Origin of the sequence: Acinetobacter sp. Swhac1 (assembly GCF_013390985.1) — a bacterium.
Taxonomy (GTDB): Bacteria; Pseudomonadota; Gammaproteobacteria; order Pseudomonadales; family Moraxellaceae; genus Acinetobacter; species Acinetobacter towneri.
Window position 1 is genome coordinate 61220 of sequence record NZ_JACASN010000005.1, and the last position, 21194, is coordinate 82413.

Here is a 21194-nt window from a genome sequence, read left to right on the forward strand (position 1 = left end):
ATATGAAAAAAAAGTGGCTGTATTAAAGCACAAAAACATAAAAAAAATAAGACATAGGCTTGATTTAGCTTTATGTGAAAAATACCCATATAAATAATGAATAACATATATGAAACATGGGCTTACAACTTTTTTGTGTTCCATTTATCATTATTTAAAAAAATTATGGGCATTATTTATTTTAACTATTTTTAATTAAAACATGTACTTATATCTTAAATTTTATAAAGAATGATTATTGATTTAATGAATGATCGTCATTCGATTTTTACATAAAGCTGCTTTTCATTCTGCATCAATTGGTTGAAATTAGAGCAAAAGCTTTAAAGTGATTGAAGAAAATGTCGACAACATTACAGCCTTTATCGCTTATTTATAATCAAAAATCAGGATTTCATGCCACACAGCAAGAAGGTGTCTATGAAGAACTGTTGCATGTTTTGTCACAGCATGGTTTTGAAATCCAATTGTTTGAAATGGGTGAAATCGCCAATTTTGATCAACTGATGCAACAGGTGTTAGCACGGCATCAAGCAGCGCAGTTAAGCGGTGTTGTGGTTGCAGCGGGTGGAGATGGTACTTTAAATGCGGTTGCTGCAAAGTTAAAAGGGACATCTATCCCCATGGGTATTTTGCCTTTGGGCACGTTTAATTATGTGGCGCGCTTACTGAATATTCCGCTAGATTTAATTGAAGCAGCGCATGTCATCGCAACTGGCAGTACGCGTGCTGTGCATGTGGCACAAATCAATCAACACATCTATTTAAATAATGCCAGTTTGGGTTTATACCCTTTATTTATTCAAAAACGTGAGCGTTATAACCGTTATTTAGGACGCTTTCCTTTACATGCCTATACCTCGGCTTTAGATGTACTGCTGCGTGACCGTAAAGAATTAAAATTAGAAATAGAGGTCGATACAAAGCGCTATCCGCTGAAAACGCCGCTCATTTTCTTTGGGAATAATCAATTACAACTGTCTGAAATGAATTTACGTATTGCCAAAGCTGCTGCAGCAGGCAAAGTCGCAGGTGTTGCAGTGGCAAAGTCCGATAAATTGATTTTATTTAAAATTCTGTGGCAATTAATTCAGGGGAAGGCTGAGCAAGCCAATGATATGTACAGTTTTGCAGCAGAGCAGGTGGTCATTCATAGTAAACGCCAACAACTGACCGTGGCGCTTGATGGAGAAATTGTCAAAATGCGCCCACCACTGCGTATTTCTGTATTGAAAAATGCATTGAAGATTAAGGTGCCGCATGCTGCTGCATCTGTCTGATTTGCACTTTGGCACTGAAAATGTGGCTTGTATGCAGGCAGTACAACAACTGTGTGCAAGTATGCGACCGGAAGCGGTTGTGGTCAGTGGTGATTTAACCCAACGTGCACGCTATGCACAGTTTTATGCTTGTAAGCATTTTTTAGACAGTTTGAATTTACCGTATTTGGTTGTGCCAGGAAATCACGATATTCCGCTATATCATCTTTGGAATCGTTTTTTTAGTCCGTTTGCGCGGTATCAGTTGTTTTTTGGGCGCATGGAAAGTGTGTTGGAAACGCAACATTTTTATCTGATAGGCGTAAATAGTATTCGACGCCGTTTTCATACTCGCGGGCATATTTCTTTAAGTCAAATTCAGGAAGTTGAAGCTTTGCTACAAGTTGCGCCAAGTAATAAGTTTAAAATTTTGGTGGCGCATCAACCATTTTATACACCACCAGATGATCGCCACAGCATTAAAGATTGCCCAGTGTTGGGGCGAATTGCCTTAGAGCAGTGGAGTAAAAATGGTTTATATGCCTTGCTGCATGGGCATTTACATCAACCCGCAGTATATGACTTAAATCAAATTTATGCCTTAGGCGCAGCGCATCCTGTGCTGGATATTCATGCGGGTACTGCAATTTCATATCGTTTGCATCAAGGTATGCCGAATAGCTTAAATGTATTGTGTAACAATGGTGATGTGCAGCATTACATTTTTGATGCTGAAAAAAAGCAATTTGTGTTGTGGCAACAAAATGCAGAATAAATCACCGATCTAGCCAACTTGTCTAAAAAAACAACAAAAATTGAAAAATTTTTAGCTTTTCCCCTTGAAGCGTTTTTTTCCATCCCCACAACTGTGTCATCTAAAATTTATTTTGATGATGACCAAAGGAATAATTAAGTCGTCATCAGGAATCTATACATTGACTTAGTCTAATGGAGTTATTTATGAGCAACATTCGTCCATTACATGACCGCGTAGTTATTCGTCGTGTTGAAGAAGAAACAAAAACAGCTGGCGGTATCTTGCTTCCAGGTTCTGCTGCAGAAAAACCAGCCCAAGGTGAAGTGATTGCAGTAGGTAATGGTCAAATTACAGACAATGGCGTACGCGCTTTAGACGTAAAAGTGGGCGACAAAGTCTTGTTTGGTACTTATGCAGGCACCACAGTTAAAGTAGACGGTGAAGAACTTCTAATTATGAAAGAGTCTGATATTTTAGCGGTACTTGAAGGCTAAGTTCAGCACTCGTTATTCAAAGTCAATTTGAACATTATTTAAAGATATTTGGAGTCAAACATGTCAGCTAAAGACGTAAAATTTGGTGATTCAGCTCGCACAAAAATGATCGCAGGTGTAAACGTACTTGCAGACGCAGTTAAAGTAACTTTAGGCCCTAAAGGTCGTAACGTAGTGATTGACCGTTCTTTCGGTGCGCCGCACATCACTAAAGATGGTGTATCTGTTGCGAAAGAAATCACCTTGAAAGACAAGTTTGAGAACATGGGTGCTCAGCTTGTACGTGAAGTGTCTAGCAAAACCAATGATATCGCAGGTGACGGTACGACCACTGCAACAGTACTTGCACAAGCCATTTTAAATGAAGGCATCAAATCTGTAACTGCGGGCATGAACCCAATGGATTTGAAACGTGGTATCGACCTTGCTGTAAAGGCAGTCGTTGCAGACATTAGAGCAACGGCTAAACCTGCTTCTGACACGAAAGCGATTGAGCAAGTAGGTTCTATTTCTGCAAACTCGGACACGACTGTGGGCAAGTTAATTGCAGAAGCAATGGAACGCGTTGGTAAAGAAGGCGTAATCACTGTTGAAGAAGGTTCAGGCTTTGAAGACGCGCTTGACGTTGTAGAAGGTATGCAGTTTGATCGTGGTTATATCTCACCATACTTCGCGAACAAACAAGATACTTTGACTGCAGAACTTGAAAACCCGTTCATTCTTCTTGTTGATAAAAAAATCAGCAACATTCGTGAACTGATTACTGTCCTAGAAGCGGTTGCAAAAACAGGTAAGCCTCTTCTGATCATCGCTGAAGATGTTGAAGGCGAAGCGCTGGCAACGCTTGTTGTGAACAACATGCGTGGCATCATCAAAGTATGTGCGGTGAAAGCGCCTGGTTTTGGTGATCGTCGTAAAGCAATGATTCAAGATATTGCAATCTTGACAGGCGGTACGGTTATTTCTGAAGAAATTGGTATGTCTTTGGAGCAAACATCACTAGAGCATTTGGGTAGCGCGCACAAAGTTACAGTCTCTAAAGAAAACACCGTGATTGTGGATGGTGCTGGTGATGCAAATCAGATTTCTGAGCGTGTTCAGCAAATCCGTGCGCAAATCGAAGAATCTACTTCTGAATATGACAAAGAAAAACTTCAAGAACGTGTTGCTAAATTAGCAGGCGGTGTAGCAGTCATCAAAATTGGTGCTGCAACTGAAGTTGAAATGAAAGAGAAGAAAGACCGTGTGGATGATGCGCTTCACGCAACTCGCGCTGCGGTTGAAGAAGGTGTTGTTGCAGGTGGTGGTGTTGCACTGGTGCGTGCTGCATCTGCACTTGATGGTCTGACTGGTGCTAACGATGACCAAAACGTAGGTATCAACATTCTTCGTCGTGCAATTGAAGCTCCGCTTCGTCAAATCGTAGCCAATGCTGGTGATGAGCCATCTGTAGTAATCAATGCTGTGAAGAACGGTGAAGGTAACTATGGTTATAATGCTGCGACTGGTGAATATGGCGACATGCTGGAAATGGGTATTCTTGACCCTGCAAAAGTAACTCGTTCTGCACTTGAGCATGCAGCGTCTGTTGCTGGCTTAATGTTAACCACGGAATGTATGATTACTGAAATTCCAGAAGACAAGCCAGCAATGCCAGATATGGGTGGCATGGGTGGTATGGGCGGTATGATGTAAACCTCAGCGTACCCAAACTTCAAAAACCTCGTATCGTCAGATACGGGGTTTTTTTTATGGCGTAGTTTTTGTAATGTAGAGATTGCACACATGAAAAGACAAAATCACCTAGCTATTTTTTATTTACACATAAAATGTGTAATATGTATCTAAACTCCTTTTTTTTGTGAATAAAACTCATTATTCTTTTTAGAACAATAAGAAAAACAAATGATTAAATAAATGTAATGCAGATTGGAGTAGGCATAAAGGGGATAAAAATGGATAACCGAGAACACGAAATTATAGGCAGTATTTATGATGCCGCTGTAGATGTGAATTTATGGCCGCAAGTAATTGAAAAAATTGTTCAATATACAGACAGTAAAACCGCCATTTTTACTGCCTTAGATCAATTTAGTCCAAGTTACGATTTTTTATTTAGTCACAATATTCCAGATGAAGCTTTGCATGCCTATCGTGATGAGCGGATTCGTGTGATTGACATGCAGTTACACCGAGTATTGTGGGAAAATTTAGGTGTGGGCCAAGTAGCGAGCTCGGATTTATCGCATTATGGGGAAAACCCTGAAAGTGATGAATATATCTTTTATGAACGGTGTTTGAATCCGACGGGAATTAGTTATATCTCGGCTGTTTTGCTCGATCAGGGTTCACATCGTTGGGCAGTTTTAGGATTACATCGTGCGCCAGATGTAGCGCCGTATCAACAAAAAGAGTTGGATTTTTTAAAGCATTTGGGTGTGCATTTGCGCCGTGCCTTACAAATCCATCGTCAATTTAGTTTGGTTAAACAAGAAAATTTAAGTTTGTATAGCGTGCTCGATCATTTAAAAACAGGTGTAATTTTGCTTGATCATCAGCTGAGTTTGACTTATTCAAACCCTTTAGCTCAAAGCATGCTGGAACACGATTCATGTTTAGATTTGGATTTGTATAATCGATTAAAAACCCATGCTTATGATCAAAGTCGTTTAGATCAACTATTACATTCAGCGTTGTTGGGACAGTCGGCATTAAACGCAGATGTAGGCGGTGTATTGTCTTTGTCAGATGCGAAAGGACAACAATTAATGCTGACTATCGTACCTTGTTCTAAATTAAAAAATATGCAGCATCAAAATGCAGGACAACATCAAATTGCGGTATTTCTGACCGATAAACATCAGCACTATGCCTTGTCTAAAGCCTATTTGCAGCAAGCTTATCAATTATCTAAACGTGAGTTTGAGTTGTGTGAGTTGTTGTTGAATGGTTATAAGTTAGAAGAAATTGCGGAATATTGCGGGATTACCCTCAGTTCGGTGCGCACTTATTTTAAAAATATTTATGAAAAAACCCAATGCAACTCGCAAATTGAACTCATGCATTTATTAATGGGTTGTACCATTCATTTTGAGCATATTGGTTAAAGCAGCCTAAGTCGGGCTTAAGCTGCTTCTGAGTATTTTAGTTACTACGTTGTAGGGTAAAAGTGTCTTCGCCTTGCGGATGCAAGGTTAGGCTTGTTCCAGAGATGCTATAAGTTGCATTAACTTTAGTGCTATCCGAAGTGTCATGTAATCCACCGCAACCGTTGGTGTCATATAACACTTCTGTTACGGCAAGTGTATTGGATGTTATTGAATATTTACCATATTCAATTCCTGGGTTATCGCAATCACCTTCGGTGTCTAACAAGAAATAGAATCCTGTGTCAAAGAAAGCAAACAAGTGAGTTTGATTAAATTGCCAAGTGCCAACTAGACCTGATGATTGTTTTACTTTAGTTAAAATATAGGTGCTATTACTTCCTACATCAGTCAGCACTAGATCTGTGCCATTATAACTTAGGCGGTGGTGACCATCATTGTCAGGATGTGAAAGCCCGTAGTCACCGTTTGTATCTATGGAAATTACAGGGTTCAGCGCTGAGGTTAAAGCATTCCAATTTAATTGTCCGATTTCAATACCAGGCTTCCCTGTTTCATCAGCTACATCTGCTTCACCCAGAGCATAACGTCCATCGGGTAAAATATGTAATAAAACAGCAGATGCATTGGTACGTCCAATTTCCCAAGTTCCAGCAATATCTTTATAGAATTGGCTTGCGCTACTTGTGGTAGCACCTTCTGTATTGGGTCTTGTGAGTATAAATGTACCTTCATTTGGTTCGTGGAGTGTAAGTGATGTCGAATTAACCGTGACTGGTAGACCTGAGCTTGAGTTTGCACTATTGTCAGATAAGCCTGCACAGCCATTTGTATCGATCAGGATATTATCTACGAATAACTTTCCATCTTGAACACGATATTTACCATATTCGATACCTGGTCCACCACAAGGCATTTCTCCAACTTCCACTTGATCGTCCCCAACAGCATCAACCATGATATAGGTATTATTATCTGGATTGAAAACAAATAGTTGCTTGCCTGAACTTGAGTTCCAAGCACCGGCAATGCTCGAATTGTTTTGAGGGACTTTAGTAAATGTTGCACTTTCATTAGGGTTTTGAGCTTCAGAAATTTTTAACTGCGTACCATCAAATGATATTTTCATATCACGTGTTTTTCCAGAATCAGTTAAGCCCCAATCTTCATTTGTATCAATTGAAGATTGCGCCCATAAATCTCCAGCAACAGCATTTACCGATAATTCACCATACTCCATGCCATTTGCACTATCAGATGGTGAGCTAACAATAGGTTCGCCAATCAGGTATTTCCCGTCTGAGGTTACTTGAAGTACGATTTCTGAGTCAGCATTTTTCGCATACCAAACCCCAACGATATCTTTGAGTAGTGTTTGGTTAAAGTTAGCTTGTGCTTCTGTTGCGCTAACTACGACTTTATCTTTAAAATCTTCTATTGTTTGTAGAACAGGTTGAAAGCTTGTAATAAATTCTGTTGTTGGTTTAGAGAAGTCAATTGAGTTTGCAGGGAGTTGACTCACTGAGTCAGGGATTTGAATACCATCGTCATGATCACCCTCAGAATCTAAAGATTGTAAAAAAATAAGTAAATTTGTTCGTGTTGTTACATCATCGGCTAACTCCACAGGGGTAATACGATCAGCACCAGTTACTGTGCCAATTTCAATATTTCCGATATGGAAAGTGATTTCATCACCTTCTTGATATTCAAACTCCCCTTGAGCATTTGTACGTTTAGAAACGCCATTAATTGTATACGTTGCGCCACTCACAGGTCCATCGGTAAGTATCCCAGTTTTTAGAGAGCTTGAAGGTGGGGGACCAGAACTACCAGAATCATTGTCTGAACCACCACATGCGCTGAGTAAGCCTGCCAAAGTTAAGCATAATAAGGTTTTTTTCATCATGAATTCCTTGTTATTCAAATTGTCATGTCTGCAGTATAGAAATCAGATGAGTTTAGGTGCTATCCCAAAATTGGGAGGGTATACACAAAAATCTGTGAGAAAAAATGAAGACCAATCAACATTTTTGTGTCAAAAGCACATTTTTTAATATGTAGTCACAGAAGTTGTATTGAGCTGTGTTAATTTGAACTACGGTTTAAAAAGTTTTGTTGCATGCAAAAACTTGATGATTCCGCGATTTGAAATTCAACACTGCCACCTAAAAGTGACCCTGTTTTATGCTGTCTAAATTTTTTATTGAACGTCCGATTTTCGCTGGTGTGCTCGCAATTATTGTGATGGCACTGGGGATTTTTTCAGTATTAAATTTACCTGTAGAACGCTATCCAGATATAGCACCACCACGTATTACCGTCAGTGCGACCTATACGGGCGCTTCTGCTGAAACAGTTGAAGAAAGTGTAACGCAAATCTTAGAGCAGCAAATTAAAGGGCTAGATCATTTGCTGTATTTCAGTTCTAGCAGTGATTCTTCGGGTCGTAGCCGAATTAGTATCAGCTTTGAAAATGGAACCAATCCAGATACCGCACAAGTACAAGTGCAAAATGCCATTAATGGTGCAATTAACCGCTTACCTGAAGATGTACAGCGTCAGGGGGTAAATGTCTTTAAATCATTGGGTGATACCCACATGGTCATTGGGCTGTACGATGCCACAGCCAAAAGCAGCAATATTGCCTTGTCTGACTATATGATGAGTCATTTAGAGCAAGAGTTGGCACGCATTGAAGGTGTGGGTGAGGTCGATGTTTTTGGTGCACAATATGCAATGCGGATTTGGCTGAATCCGTTAAAGTTAAAACAATACGCACTCATGCCAAGTGATGTACGTGCTGCAGTATTGGCACAAAATACCCAAGTCGCAGCAGGGGCAATTGGTGAATTACCCACAGCACAAGAACAATATCTCAATGCCAAAGTCACCTCAGGTTCACGCTTAAAAACGGTAGAAGAATTTGAAAATATTATTTTAAAAGCAGATCAGACAGGTGGCTTTGTTTATTTAAAAGATGTGGCACGTATAGAACTCGGTGCAGAAAATTATCAAAGCTTTAATACCATTAATGGTTTTCCATCGGCAGGGATGGGGATTTCTTTATCGTCTGGTGCCAATGCGTTACAAACTTCAGCCTTAATTCAAAAACAAATTGAGCATTTAAAACAACAATTGCCCGAAGGTTACCAAATTGTCTATCCACGAGATAACACGCCTTTCGTGCAGGAATCAATTAATGAAGTGGTGAAAACTTTAATTGAAGCGGTGATTTTAGTTGTCATCGTGATGTTCTTGTTTTTACAAAACTGGCGCGCGACGCTCATTCCTACCGTAACCGTGCCTGTGGTGATTTTAGGCACTATGGCCGTGTTGCAACTTTTTGGCCTAAGTATTAACACGCTGACCTTATTCGCTTTGGTTTTAGCGATTGGTTTATTGGTGGATGATGCGATTGTCGTGGTGGAAAACGTCGAGCGTTTAATGCACGAACAGCAGCTCTCGGCTAAACAGGCATCCATCGCATCAATGCAGGAAATTAGCGGTGCTTTGGTCGGCATTACCTTAGTTTTGACCGCAGTATTTATTCCTATGGCATTTTTTGGTGGTTCGACTGGAGTAATTTATCGCCAGTTTTCTATCACCTTAGTGACTGCGATGGCGCTGTCTTTAGGTGTGGCCTTAATTTTAACGCCTGCTTTGTGTGCTTTGATTTTAAAACCCAATTCACAACCAGCCCAATGGGCCATCTGGTTTAATCAAAAACTGGAAAGCTTAAAACAACACTATCTCAAATTATCAGGCTGGACGATTCAGCATAAAGCGGTGTGTCTGGTTATTTTTGCAGGCTTACTGACGGTTTTTGCTTTGTTTTACCGTGCCCTACCTACCAGTTTTATCCCGAATGAAGATCAGGGCATGTTGTCGGTGCAATTTAAATTACAGGAAGGTGCGCCGTTGTCTAAAAGTCGTGAAGTGGGCGAAAGCATACGCGAATACTTTATGCAGCATGAAGCCCACAATGTTGATTTGGTGATGATTCGTTATGGACGTAATTTTTCGGGAACAGGGCAGAATTTAGGTCAGGGTTTTATTGCGCTAAAACATTGGGATGAGCGTCAAGGGCAGCAGCATACCGCACAAGCTATTCGTGAACGTGCCATGCAGCATTTTCGACAGCATCCCAATGCACAAATTACCATTGGCATGCCCGCAGCAGTTCGTGGTTTGGGGCAAACCGATGGCTTAGAGTTCTGGATGCGCGATGTGAATGGTACAGGACGCGATTTTTTAATTCAGCAATTTCAAAATTTACAGCAGCAAGCCGCTCAATATCAAAGCTTTAAAAATTTAGATCAACGTGCTAATCCAGAAAAAGCTGAATTAAATGTCACAATGGATCAGAAACAAGCCATGGCAGCGGGTCTAACCCAAACTGCAATCAACAGCACTTTGTCGGCTGCATGGGGTGGCAATTATATTAATGATTTTATTGATCGTGGCCGAATTAAACGTGTGATTATGCAAGGCGATGCTGAGTTTCGTGCCCAACCTGAAGATTTATATCAGTGGTCGGTACGTAATCAACAAAACCAGATGGTGCCATTTAGCCAGTTTGCCCAGCTAAGCTGGGGCGGTGGGCCTGAAGTGGTCAATCGTTTCATGGGATATAGCGCCTTGCAAATGGAAGCCGATACGACAGAAGGCAAAAGTTCTGGTCAGGCTATGCGTGATTTGGAACAATTAGTTGCACAGCAACAAGGAATAGATTTGGCATGGAGTGGATTGTCTTATGAAGAAAATCAGTCCAGCGCTCAAGCCTTAATTTTATATTTGGTTTCAATTGGTTTTATTTTTCTGTGTTTGGCTGCCTTGTATGAAAGCTGGAGCATTCCAACCGCAGTAATGACTGCAATTCCATTGGGTATAGGTGGCAATATTCTATTTAGTTATTTTGCCGGCTTTCCTAACGACATTTATTTTCAAATTGCCTTACTGACCACCATTGGTTTGTCTTGTAAAAATGCAATATTAATTGTGGAATTTGCCTCTGTGGCGCAGCAGCAGGGAAAACAAGTGGTGCAAGCTGCTTTAGAAGGTGCGAGTTTACGGCTTAGACCAATTTTAATGACTTCATTGGCATTTGGCGCAGGTATATTACCATTGGTCTTCGCTTTTGGTGCAGGCGCAGCAAGCCGTCAGGAAATTGGGGTGAGTGTTTTGGGTGGGGTAATTTTTGGCACAATTTTAGTGCTCGTTTTTATTCCATTTATGTACGTGCTGATTCGTTCTATATTTCAAGTGAATCGTTCATCACCCATAAACTAAAGATGTTTTTTATTAGGCACTTAGCAAGATTATAGGCTATGATATGAAACGCTAAAAATCTTGCATAAATCTACAGATTTTCGGTTTTTTAAGGGTTGGTTTGGGCCGAGACACTGCGCCCATTCTTCATTTTACGTTTTTGGAATGATGGAGTGGGTGAGAGCAATGACCAATCTGCACGCTGAACAGTTAGAACAAGCCTTACAATTGCATCAGCCAAGCACAGTACACAGCCTGATCGACAGTATCAATCCTGCCGATTTAGCCGACTTAATGCAGTATTTAAGCCTGAAAGCACAGCTGAGTTTAATTGAACAAATTGACAGTGCTGCCTTGGTGATGGAATTTTTACCACTGCATTCACAACTTCAAATTGCCGAAGCGATTGCACCGCAGCAATTGGTCAAACTGATTTCAGCCATGCATTCAGATGACCGCACCGACTTATTTAAGTTACTTTCTCCGCATTTACAGCGTTTTGTCAGCTTACACATTACGGAAGAAAAACGCGCACAGATTCAGACTTTAGCGCGCTATCCTGAAGAATCTGCGGGCGCGATTATGAGTTCGGATTTCGTGGTGCTCTCGCCAGAACTGAACATGCAGCAAGCTATAGATGAATTGCGCAGAATGACCACAGATCGGGAAACTTTGTACCTGATTTATATTGTCGATGAACTAATGAAACTATTGGGGGTTATTTCTTTAAGGGAAATTATTCAAAACCCGCCTGAACAAAAAATTAAAAATGTGATGTGCACCGATTTGGTCACAGGTTTGGTGACTGAAGATCAGGAAAGTATCGCGCAAAAACTCAGCCATTATGATTTTTTGGCCTTACCGATTGTAGATGATGCACAGCATTTACTGGGGATTGTCACCTATGATGATGCGATGGACGTGGTACAGGCAGAAACTACAGAAGACTTTTTAAAATCCAGTGCGGTAGCGTCTTCACCTGGCATGAGTATAAAAACTGCGCCAATTTTATTTTTATATCGCAAACGTGTGTTTTGGTTGGTGATTTTGGTATTTGGCAGTTTATTGTCTGGAATTGGCATTGCGCATTATGAAGACATTATTGCAGCACATATTGTACTGGTTTTTTTCTTGCCGCTTTTGGTCGGTAGTGGTGGTAATGCGGGTTCTCAGTCTGCGACCTTAATGGTACGGGCACTGGCTACAGGTGATGTGCAATTTAAAGATTGGCTGCATTTACTCGGACGTGAAAGTTTGGTGGCGCTATGTTTGGGTGGAACTATGGCTTTTGCGGTTTCAATTTTAGGCTATTACCGTGGCGATATGATGGTGTCTGTGGTATTGGCACTGAGTATGCTGGGCATTGTGCTGATGGGCTGTTTAATTGGCATGAGTTTGCCTTTTATTTTGCATCGCCTGAAACTAGACCCTGCCAGTGCCTCTGCGCCTTTGGTAACCTCGATTTGTGATGCAACGGGCGTGGTGGTGTACTTATTTATTGCTTCACAGTTGTTACTTTAAACACTGTCGGTGATGATGACTTATTCAAGACCTCATCTTAAACTTTTTGCATTGATCAAAATTCTGTTTATAAAATCATAACAGACCTGAGTAAAAAACTGCTTTATTCTCAAGTAGATTGCATTTACCCAATGATACGTTTTCTATGCCAGAACCTGCATCTTCAAAAAAACTTAGCCAGCAAGAGGTGATTCGCTTAGAGCGCGATTTAGCCAAGTTTGCCAATATGATGGATTCTGTGGTGCGTATTCCATTTACCAAGCAGGGCGTGGGAGCAGATGCCGCATTAGGCACTGTACCTGTCGCGGGGGATGTCGCAGGTTTTGCACTGACCTGTTATGCGATTTATAAAGCCAAACAAATTGGTGTACCACAAACCAAACTCACTCCCGTGATTAAACTTGCTGTGATGGATGCAGTAGTTGGTTTTGTGCCAATTGTCGGCACAGTATTTGATGTATTTATTCGTCCAAGCCGTAAAGCTTTAGATGTAGTGCATACGCATATCCGTGAAGAATATCAGATTCACAGTGAGCATCATGTGGTACATCCTTTTTTACATGAGCGATTGGAACGTAAACAGCAGCAGTCAGCATTTTGGCGTAATCCTGTAGTGGCATGGCTGTGGCTACATTTGCCTGATTTGCTTGGTGTGATTTTTCTTATTTTCTTTATTTGGGCAGCATGGCTCGGTGTAAGTTGGTTGTGGCACTGGTCACAAAGTTTTGCTGTTTAAATGAACCTGTTTAAAGTACAAAACCATCTGGCAGATCTAATTTACAGACATGAAAAAAGCTTCCCTGAGGAAGCTTTTTGGTGTCGCTGTTACAATATCTTGCTAGCAGTATTAAGGTAAATTTAATTGCTGTAAAGCTGCAACACGTTGTTCAATGCTTGGGTGAGTTTGGAATAACGCTGCCAAGCTAAAACCTTCTTCTTTACCTGCAGAAATCGCAAAAGCTTTCATTTCTTTTGGCATTGCATCAGGCATTTCAGATTCTGCCTGTAAACGTAATAATGCAGAAATCATGGCTTGCTTACCTGCCAAACGTGCACCTGCTTCATCGGCACGGTATTCACGTTGACGCGAGAACCACATCACGATTGAAGAGGCCAAAATACCAAATACGATATCCAGTACAATGGTAATTGCAAAATAAGCCAAGCCTGGTGCTTCGCCATCTTCACGACCAAATACGTTACGGTCAATGAAGTCACCTGCAACACGGGCAAAGAACATGACGAATGCGTTGACCACACCTTGAATCAGTGCCAAGGTCACCATGTCACCATTGGCAACGTGACCAATTTCGTGTGCCAAAACTGCACGTAATTCATCTTTGTTCATACGCTCAAGCAGCCCTGTAGATACAGCCACTAAAGCATCGTTTTTATTCCAACCTGTTGCAAAAGCATTCGATTGGTAAGAAGGGAAAATACCCACTTCTGGCATTTTGATACCAGCACGTTGCGACAATTGCGCAACTTCATTTAATAACCACGCTTCAGCTTGGTTACGAGGGGCATTCGGGTCAATTAATTCAGTCCCAGTTGTTTTTTTCGCCATCCATTTAGACATGAATAGTGAAATTAAAGAGCCAACCATACCAAAGACAAAACAGATGACCAACAGGTTGCCTAGGTTTAAGCCACCCGCGCCATGGTAACTACCGACACCGAAGAGTGACAAAATTATGCCAGCTACAACCAGTACCGCGAGGTTGGTTAGCAAGAACAAACCAATCCGCATCATTGAGTAAATCCTCTTATATTAAAAATGTAATCTGATTTATTAATAAACCATGCCGTAAATATGCGGTGTATGTATTAAAAATTCAAGAAAAAATAATAAAACTGTACTAAAAATATTTTGCGCTGATACTGCAATTGGCATTTCAAAAAGGCTTGCGTTGCCGCAAGCTCAAATGAAGTGCTGTAGCTTTTATTCTGAAATAAAAATACGTGCCGAAGCCGTGGCATTCCCTGTCGCGTAAGAACCTGCAGGTGCATCGGTAAAGCGACCATCGGCAGCCATAATAATTTGACGTTGTGGACGTTTGTTTGCCGCCACTTGATGATTACTGGCAGTGTAATTGTCTGACTGCGCAATCACTTGTGCATTTTGACTCTGAGTATTGCTATTGTTATTTGCCGTAATCGCGTTACTGCCAGAACTTGCACTAACGCCGCTAGCATATAGGTTGCTATAGCGACTGGTCACACGACGTACATAATCCTGTGTTTCACGAAAAGGCGGTACGCCGCCGTATTTTGCAACATTGCCTTCGCCTGCGTTATAGCCCGCCAAAGCTAAAGTGGTGTTGCCATTAAAGCGTTTGAGTAACCAAGCCAAGTATTTTGCACCCGCCATAATGTTTTCATGCGGGTCATAAGCATTGCTAACATTAAAACGTCGTGCTGTCGCAGGCATGAGCTGCATTAAACCTTGCGCACCGACAGGCGAGCGGGCGTTGACATTAAACCCCGATTCAGTATGCATTACCGCTTTAATTAGACCTTCTGAAACACCGTGTTGCTGTGCTGCCTGCTGAATAATATGGTCAAAGGCATTTTTATTGCGGCTATAACTTGGCAATACCGATGCTTCGGAATTGCCCCAGTTGCGATAACTGTGAATATTGCTGTCTGGATAATAGGTGACTTTTACTTTTGTCAGCGAACGATCTGCACTTTTACGATTGGTCAGTAGGGTGCTGCCATTGTTGTCTTTATACATATAAATCTGACCTGCATGTGCAGCCGTAAGCAATGGTATGCTACTAACAGATCCAAAAAAACACAGTAAAAAAACCTTCATTTTATTTTTCATGGTGTGATTACACTAAAAGCTGTCCCCAAACAGTTATGAGGAGTTTAACAAAAATCTCACAGATGAAAAGGCTTTGTACAAATTCATTTACAGTAGTGTCGAAAAAAATCAAGCTTAATTGCTGACAGAGTAATCAAAAAAAATATTTATTTTTTTTTAATTGGATCAGCTTGACACACTTAAGTGTATGATTTTTAATTAAAATAAAATAGATCAAAAAGTGATCAATTTAAAGAGAAGCCTTAGAATAACGGCAAGAGGCGTTGTCAAGTTGTTTTAAATCCACAAAGTTATCCACAGCTTTTGTGGAAAACTGTGGAAAAGTCCAAAAGATAAGCATCTTGGCGAAAAAGTGAACCTGAGGGTTCAAACTTGCCACAGAAAAAAACGATCTGCGCAGATAGAAATAAAGTGTGTAAACAGAAATGAACGCGCAGTCAGAAATTAAGTTCTTTGACGAAAAGGAAGATTGCGATGAAATTACATTCTTTTGATGCGGGATTGGTCTGAATCGGCTAAAATTGCGCGGTAATTTTTTTCATGGGTTAATCGCGTCTATGTTCTCACCAGTTGAGTCCGATCAAGGCTTTAATTTCAAACCAGAACTTCCAACCAGCTCTGCGTATTATCGTTTGTTGAAAAAGCTGCGTCGTCAAGTCGGGCATGCGATTCGTGACTTCAACATGATTGAAGATGGCGATAAAGTCATGGTGTGTATTTCTGGTGGTAAAGACAGTTATACCTTGTTGGACATTATGTTGCAGTTCAAGCGCATCGCACCCATCAATTTTGATGTGGTGGCTGTGAACTTAGACCAAAAGCAACCGGGCTTCCCTGAAGATGTATTGCCGCGTTATTTAGAAGAAAATAACATCCCATATTACATATTAGAAAAAGACACCTATAGCATCACCAAGCGTTTAACGCCTGAAGGTAAAACTTACTGTGCAGTGTGTTCGCGTTTGCGTCGTGGTTCTTTGTATGGCTTTGCGCAGGAAATAGGGGCAACCAAAGTGGCGCTTGGGCATCACCGTGATGATATTTTGGCGACTTTTTTCTTAAACTTGTTCCATGGCGGTAGCTTAAAAGCCATGCCACCGAAGTTGTTGTCATCAGACAAGAAAAATATGCTGATTCGTCCACTGGCTTATGTGGAAGAAAAAGACATCATTAAATATGCAGAAATGCGTAAATTCCCAATTATTCCGTGTAACTTGTGTGGTTCACAGGAAAACTTACAGCGTGCCATTATTAACGACATGTTACGTGAGTGGGATAAAGCACATCCTAAGCGTTTGCACAGTATTTTTGGCGCATTACAGAATGTATCGCCATCGCAGTTGGCAGACCGTGAATTATTCGACTTTGAAGCGTTAGACAGCCAGCGCGTATTTGATTTTGCCGATCAGGCCGAACAAAACGCAGCAGAGCAAAACAAACGCATCAATATGGTCAATTTAGGCTACGCTGCAGACTAAGCGATAACAGCCTGTCAATCCCTTTAAAATGTAATCAACACCAAGCCAGAGCTTGGTGTTTTTTTATGAATTTGATTTATTTGAGAAAGTCGTCATTTCGACTAATAATACAAAAACTGAACGTCCCGTACAAAATTTCTTAGCCTTTCACGAAAGGTTCATGCTATAACAATCAGCAAGCAAAACAGCTTGATAATGATGGTGTCTGGATAGACAACACACATGCACAAATATATTGAGGAAAAATCATGCCTGCTTTTTTAACTGATGATTGGTTTGCAACTGTAGAAAATTTAACGGCTCAAGCTGGTGATTTAAACCTACCTCCAGCACTTGCAAATCTGGCAATTAACTTAGTGGTGACTGATGCTGCAGGCAACACAGAATTGTCTTTAGATGGCGGTAAAATCCAAAAAGGTTTGGCGGACAACGCAAAAACAACATTAAATATGGATGCGGAAACTTTACGTAAAGTATTCCTAGAGTTTGACATGGCGGCTGCTATGCAAGCCTTTATGACAGGTAAAATCAAAGTACAGGGCGATATGTCACAATTAATGGCATTACAAACTGCAAAACCAAGCCAAGAACAAAAAGACTTATTTAAGAAGATTCTTGAGCAATCTGCTTAATTCAAGCGATTTACGCTGTAGCAGGCGAATTTCCCGCTATAGTACAAAAAAGCCTAGCTGAAGTATCAACTAGGCTTTTTTATGCACTGCAGCTTTAACAGCGCATTATTCATGTTTGAATTGCGGCTGATATACACTGCAACTCAATCACGCGAGGTAAATTTTAGATATTCACCAATTGCGGTGTGGTCTTAATATGCTCAAGGTAGGCGCGAATACGAGTCACATATTGCACTGCTTGACGATAACGACCGTTGCTCGCTTTGTTACGGTCTAAATACGCATATAGGTTAACCCAATTGTTCGGGTTTTTGCCTTGTGAGCGAATACGCTTCTGAATTTGACTGACTGCACCAGGACCCATGTTATAAGCGACTAGGGCATACCAGTTACGATCAGGAAATGGAATATGCTCATAACGGCTCAGCATTTGGTCATAATACTTAGCACCACCCTGAATACTTTGTGCAGGATCGGTACGGTTGCTTACGCCCATCGCTTTGGCTGTATTATTGGTCAGCATCATAATACCGCGCACACCTGTTGGCGAAACCGAGTTGGGTTTGAGGTAAGATTCCTGATAACCAATTGCCGCCAAAAGATGCCAGTCTAAATCGTACTGCGTGGCAGTCTTTTTAAAGTTGGCCTTATATAAAGGTAAACGATTACGCAAATCCCGCTGGATCACATCCCACGATTCTTGTTTGACCACATTACGATTATAAAATGAAGCCAATTGGGTAATTGAGCCGTTTTGCTTGCCTCGACACACAAAGTTGCTTGCGGTTTGGCTAAGTGGATCATCAGCGTGTTTAAACACCCAGTTCAGCTCAGTATTTAAACCATTGCGCTTTAAAGTATTTAAATCGCCGCAACTGGCAGAAAATGCCGTGAGTTGCTGCTTTTCAATGCTTTGGATACTCGAAGTGGTCATGGCAAAATTAGCTTTACCAGAAGACACCCATTTTAATGCGGTCGCATTGTCGCTTACCGTTTTAAATTCGAGTTTTACATTCATGCTTTCGGCATAGTTACGCACAAGGTCATAACCAAAGCCATGTAAATGTTGTCCATCTTTAAACACTGTGGTTGGATTTTCCACAGACACAACGGTCAATTTGTTCTGATTGACGACGCTGTCAAATTGATGAAGTGCTTTGCCTGCGTTAATACTGTGAAATGGGAGAAGAGCAGTACTAAAAGCGAGGACTTTGATTGGGAGGCGATTAAAAAATGAGTGAAGGCTAAGCCTAGACCCAGACGTTGAACTACTGTGCATGTTGGCTCCGCTACAAGTAATTTATGCCCTAAAAAGCAAAGGCAACACGCCTTAAACTTTTTCAAGTTTGATAAATTCAATAAGGGTTGGGCAGTCATGACGTCATTCAAAATGACTTGGGATTAAAGGGAAAATGTGTAAAATTTCTACACAGGTCAAAAAGTGATCAAAATAAAAAGATGTGCGAATAATAAAGATGAAAATTTTGGATGTCAAATTTTGTACATAAATTTTTTGAAAAATGTAACATAAGATATTCATTTCATTGAGAAATAAATTTTATAAATTTTTATTGTGTATAAAAATGCAATAAAATATAGGATTGATGTTAACCAAATGTAAAAAACCGGCTGCAAAAACACCATGAAATCTAACTTAATTACACGTTCTGGACACGATAAACTCGTGGCAGAGTTACAGCATTTGTGGCATGAAGAACGCCCTGAAATCACCAAAAAAGTAAACTGGGCGGCAAGTCTCGGCGATCGCTCTGAAAACGCAGATTACCAATATAACAAACAGCTTTTGCGTAAAATTGACCGTCGGGTGCGTTATTTGGGCAAGCGTTTAGAAGAGTTGCGCATTGTCGATTTTGCTCCTGAACAAGAGGGTAAAGTATATTTTGGCGCATGGGTCGAAATTGAAAATGAACAAGGCGAGCAAAAGACCTTGAGAATTGTGGGCGTGGATGAAATTTATGATCATCATCCACAACATATTTCGATTGATGCACCTATGGCTCGGGCTTTGTTGTCTAAACAGGTGGATGATGAGGTTGAAGTGCAGACACCGCTGGGCAAAAAGAGCTGGTTTATTAATTCGATACGCTATGAAAAGCCTGAAATTGCAGAAAATGACTGATTTTTGATTTTATTTTGAACATTTGGATCATAATTTTTAGAAACTATTTGCCAAGCTGAATTTTTCTTTATATGATAGCCGCCATTGGAAGCGTGGCAGAGCGGTTTAATGCACCGGTCTTGAAAACCGACGAGGGCGCGAGTCCTCCGTGAGTTCGAATCTCACCGCTTCCGCCAAATTTAAAAAGACCCTTGATTTTCAAGGGTCTTTTTTTTGAGCTAAAGTTTTCTAGTTTTAATTACTATAATATGAGCTTGACTTTCCCAATAATTATAATATTTGTGTAGATAATTTTGATTAGGTCTAAAAAAGACTAGGTTTTTGTTAGAATCTCAACTTGGAAAATTAATGATTTTTAGATTAATAATTAATCAATAAGCGAACTTTAAAATGGTATAGATATATGAAATACAATAAAATAATAAAAAACATTTATTTTTACTTATGACCTTCTCAAAAAAAGATGTAACTCGCGCAGGCGAAGCTTTAATTAATGATAGTTTATTAGATGACCACCAATTGCTAGAACGTACTATGCAAATACTAACATATTGGAGAGATAGTCATATTCAGCCTTTGAATGAAGCACACAATTTATTAAATCGCTTTATCTATCGAATTGATAAGAAAGCATTTACTGCTAAAAGATTAAAACGATTTGAGTCAATTAAGAAAAAACTTAAACGTTTTGATGGCATGCAACTCAAAAATATGCAGGATATAGGTGGTATAAGAGTAGTTGTTGAAAATTTAAAACAAGTAAATGCTATTTTTAAAGTTTTAGCAAATGAACATTGTTTTTATAATGATGGAAAATTTATAAAAATGGACAACTACATACTTAACCCCAAAAATGATGGGTATAGATGCATACACATAGTTGGTAAGTTTAACAATAAGTTAAATGAAGAAAGAAAAATTGAATTTCAAATTCGTACTAAACTTCAGCATAGTTGGGCAACAACATTAGAAATTGTTGATATTTTTACAGGGCAAGATCTAAAAAGTAATGATGGTCTTTATGATTATAAAAAATTTTTTAAAGATGTAAGTGATCAATTTCAAATTATTGAAAATTTGAAAGGTTTTCTTGAGAATGATAAAGGTCAGTTAACAAAAGAATATTTAACTAAAGTTGTTCAGACCCAACACCTTATAAATCAATGTATTGATATAAAAAATTTTATGGATCGCTCTGTAGGTGGAATCACTATAGAAAACCATTTAAAAACCTATTGTGTTACTTTAAATGATTTGAATACTGTATTGACTGCAAAAAACAGCAGGGATGGATTTATACTAATTCGACTTAATGTGCAGACAAGAAAGATTGAACATGAATTTTTTGCAAACTCAGAGCAAACATTGGCTTCTCAAAGATATAGTCAATATGAGCAATTATTATCAAAAGATGAAAAATGGATAGTTGCACTTCTTTCAACGAATGCTATTGGGGGATTAAAAGAAGCTTATCCAAACTATTTTGCCGATTCAGAGATTTTTTTATCTTATATCGGTTTGATTAAAATTGCAGCAGTTCTTGGTGGTGCAAAGAAAGTCACTTCAATAGCTGTTTAGGAGTAAGCTATAACCTCTACTGATGATTGTTGATGAATAGTAATTACTCTCCATTCATCACAAGGCAAAATAGGTGGAAAAGCGGCTACTAATTTAATAGTAGTCGCTTTGTTCTTTCTATGGGTTT

At 39.9% G+C, this 21194-nt stretch carries 16 protein-coding genes and 1 tRNA gene; 13 read left to right on the forward strand and 4 right to left on the reverse strand.

What is annotated here, in order from left to right:
* Positions 1-341: 341 nt before the first annotated feature.
* The 5 genes from HX743_RS03875 to HX743_RS03895 all read left to right on the forward strand — a co-directional run bounded on the left by HX743_RS03875 (position 342) and on the right by HX743_RS03895 (position 5617).
* The gene (locus HX743_RS03875) at positions 342-1280 is read left to right on the forward strand and encodes a diacylglycerol kinase family protein (protein WP_178318550.1); all 939 of its coding nucleotides are present in this window, start codon (positions 342-344) and stop codon (positions 1278-1280) included.
* A complete protein-coding gene (locus HX743_RS03880) occupies positions 1261-2034 on the forward strand; it encodes a metallophosphoesterase (RefSeq protein WP_178318551.1) in 774 nt (257 codons plus the stop codon). The genes HX743_RS03875 and HX743_RS03880 overlap by 20 nt, the downstream gene beginning before the upstream one ends.
* A gap of 185 nt (positions 2035-2219) precedes the next feature.
* Complete coding sequence (gene groES, locus HX743_RS03885) at positions 2220-2510, forward strand: co-chaperone GroES (protein ID WP_004972131.1); 291 nt, start codon at positions 2220-2222, stop codon at positions 2508-2510.
* A gap of 60 nt (positions 2511-2570) precedes the next feature.
* A complete protein-coding gene (groL, locus tag HX743_RS03890; protein WP_178318552.1) occupies positions 2571-4205 on the forward strand; it encodes a chaperonin GroEL in 1635 nt (544 codons plus the stop codon).
* A gap of 260 nt (positions 4206-4465) precedes the next feature.
* Entirely contained in the window at positions 4466-5617 is a 1152-nt protein-coding gene (locus tag HX743_RS03895) for a helix-turn-helix transcriptional regulator (RefSeq protein WP_178318553.1), read from the forward strand.
* A 37-nt stretch (positions 5618-5654) separates the two neighbouring features.
* Here HX743_RS03895 and HX743_RS16335 read toward each other — a convergent pair whose 3' ends face one another.
* Positions 5655-7523 carry a hypothetical protein gene (locus tag HX743_RS16335; protein ID WP_250316197.1) on the reverse strand — a complete coding sequence of 623 codons (1869 nt, stop codon included), beginning with the start codon at positions 7521-7523 and terminating at the stop codon, positions 5655-5657.
* Positions 7524-7804: 281 nt separating this feature from the next.
* On the opposite strand from HX743_RS16335, the gene HX743_RS03905 reads away from it, so the two are divergent.
* From HX743_RS03905 to HX743_RS03915, 3 genes are all read left to right on the forward strand, one after another.
* Entirely contained in the window at positions 7805-10909 is a 3105-nt protein-coding gene (locus HX743_RS03905) for a multidrug efflux RND transporter permease subunit (protein WP_178318554.1), read from the forward strand.
* A gap of 165 nt (positions 10910-11074) precedes the next feature.
* The gene (mgtE, locus tag HX743_RS03910) at positions 11075-12409 is read left to right on the forward strand and encodes a magnesium transporter (protein WP_075175071.1); all 1335 of its coding nucleotides are present in this window, start codon (positions 11075-11077) and stop codon (positions 12407-12409) included.
* Between the two features lie 145 nt (positions 12410-12554).
* Positions 12555-13145, forward strand: coding sequence for a DUF4112 domain-containing protein (locus HX743_RS03915; RefSeq protein WP_131260660.1), 591 nt, complete (start codon positions 12555-12557; stop codon positions 13143-13145).
* A gap of 111 nt (positions 13146-13256) precedes the next feature.
* On the opposite strand, the gene htpX is transcribed toward HX743_RS03915, so the two are convergent.
* The gene (htpX, locus tag HX743_RS03920; protein ID WP_004972117.1) at positions 13257-14162 is read right to left on the reverse strand and encodes a protease HtpX; all 906 of its coding nucleotides are present in this window, start codon (positions 14160-14162) and stop codon (positions 13257-13259) included.
* Between the two features lie 189 nt (positions 14163-14351).
* Positions 14352-15239 carry a lytic transglycosylase domain-containing protein gene (locus HX743_RS03925; protein ID WP_214129010.1) on the reverse strand — a complete coding sequence of 296 codons (888 nt, stop codon included), beginning with the start codon at positions 15237-15239 and terminating at the stop codon, positions 14352-14354.
* A gap of 557 nt (positions 15240-15796) precedes the next feature.
* Between HX743_RS03925 and ttcA the strand changes: the two genes are divergently transcribed.
* Entirely contained in the window at positions 15797-16717 is a 921-nt protein-coding gene (gene ttcA / locus HX743_RS03930) for a tRNA 2-thiocytidine(32) synthetase TtcA (protein ID WP_104853169.1), read from the forward strand.
* A gap of 248 nt (positions 16718-16965) precedes the next feature.
* A complete protein-coding gene (locus HX743_RS03935; RefSeq protein WP_004972111.1) occupies positions 16966-17349 on the forward strand; it encodes an SCP2 sterol-binding domain-containing protein in 384 nt (127 codons plus the stop codon).
* Between the two features lie 163 nt (positions 17350-17512).
* On the opposite strand, the gene HX743_RS03940 is transcribed toward HX743_RS03935, so the two are convergent.
* Positions 17513-18628, reverse strand: coding sequence for a transglycosylase SLT domain-containing protein (locus tag HX743_RS03940; protein WP_178318555.1), 1116 nt, complete (start codon positions 18626-18628; stop codon positions 17513-17515).
* 363 nt (positions 18629-18991) lie between these two features.
* Between HX743_RS03940 and greB the strand changes: the two genes are divergently transcribed.
* The 3 genes from greB (at position 18992) to HX743_RS03955 (ending at position 21067) form a co-directional block, all read left to right on the forward strand.
* The gene (greB, locus tag HX743_RS03945) at positions 18992-19489 is read left to right on the forward strand and encodes a transcription elongation factor GreB (protein ID WP_178318556.1); all 498 of its coding nucleotides are present in this window, start codon (positions 18992-18994) and stop codon (positions 19487-19489) included.
* A gap of 86 nt (positions 19490-19575) precedes the next feature.
* Positions 19576-19665: transfer RNA gene (locus HX743_RS03950), tRNA-Ser, on the forward strand.
* A 268-nt stretch (positions 19666-19933) separates the two neighbouring features.
* Positions 19934-21067, forward strand: coding sequence for a hypothetical protein (locus HX743_RS03955; RefSeq protein ID WP_178318557.1), 1134 nt, complete (start codon positions 19934-19936; stop codon positions 21065-21067).
* Positions 21068-21194 lie beyond the last annotated feature (127 nt).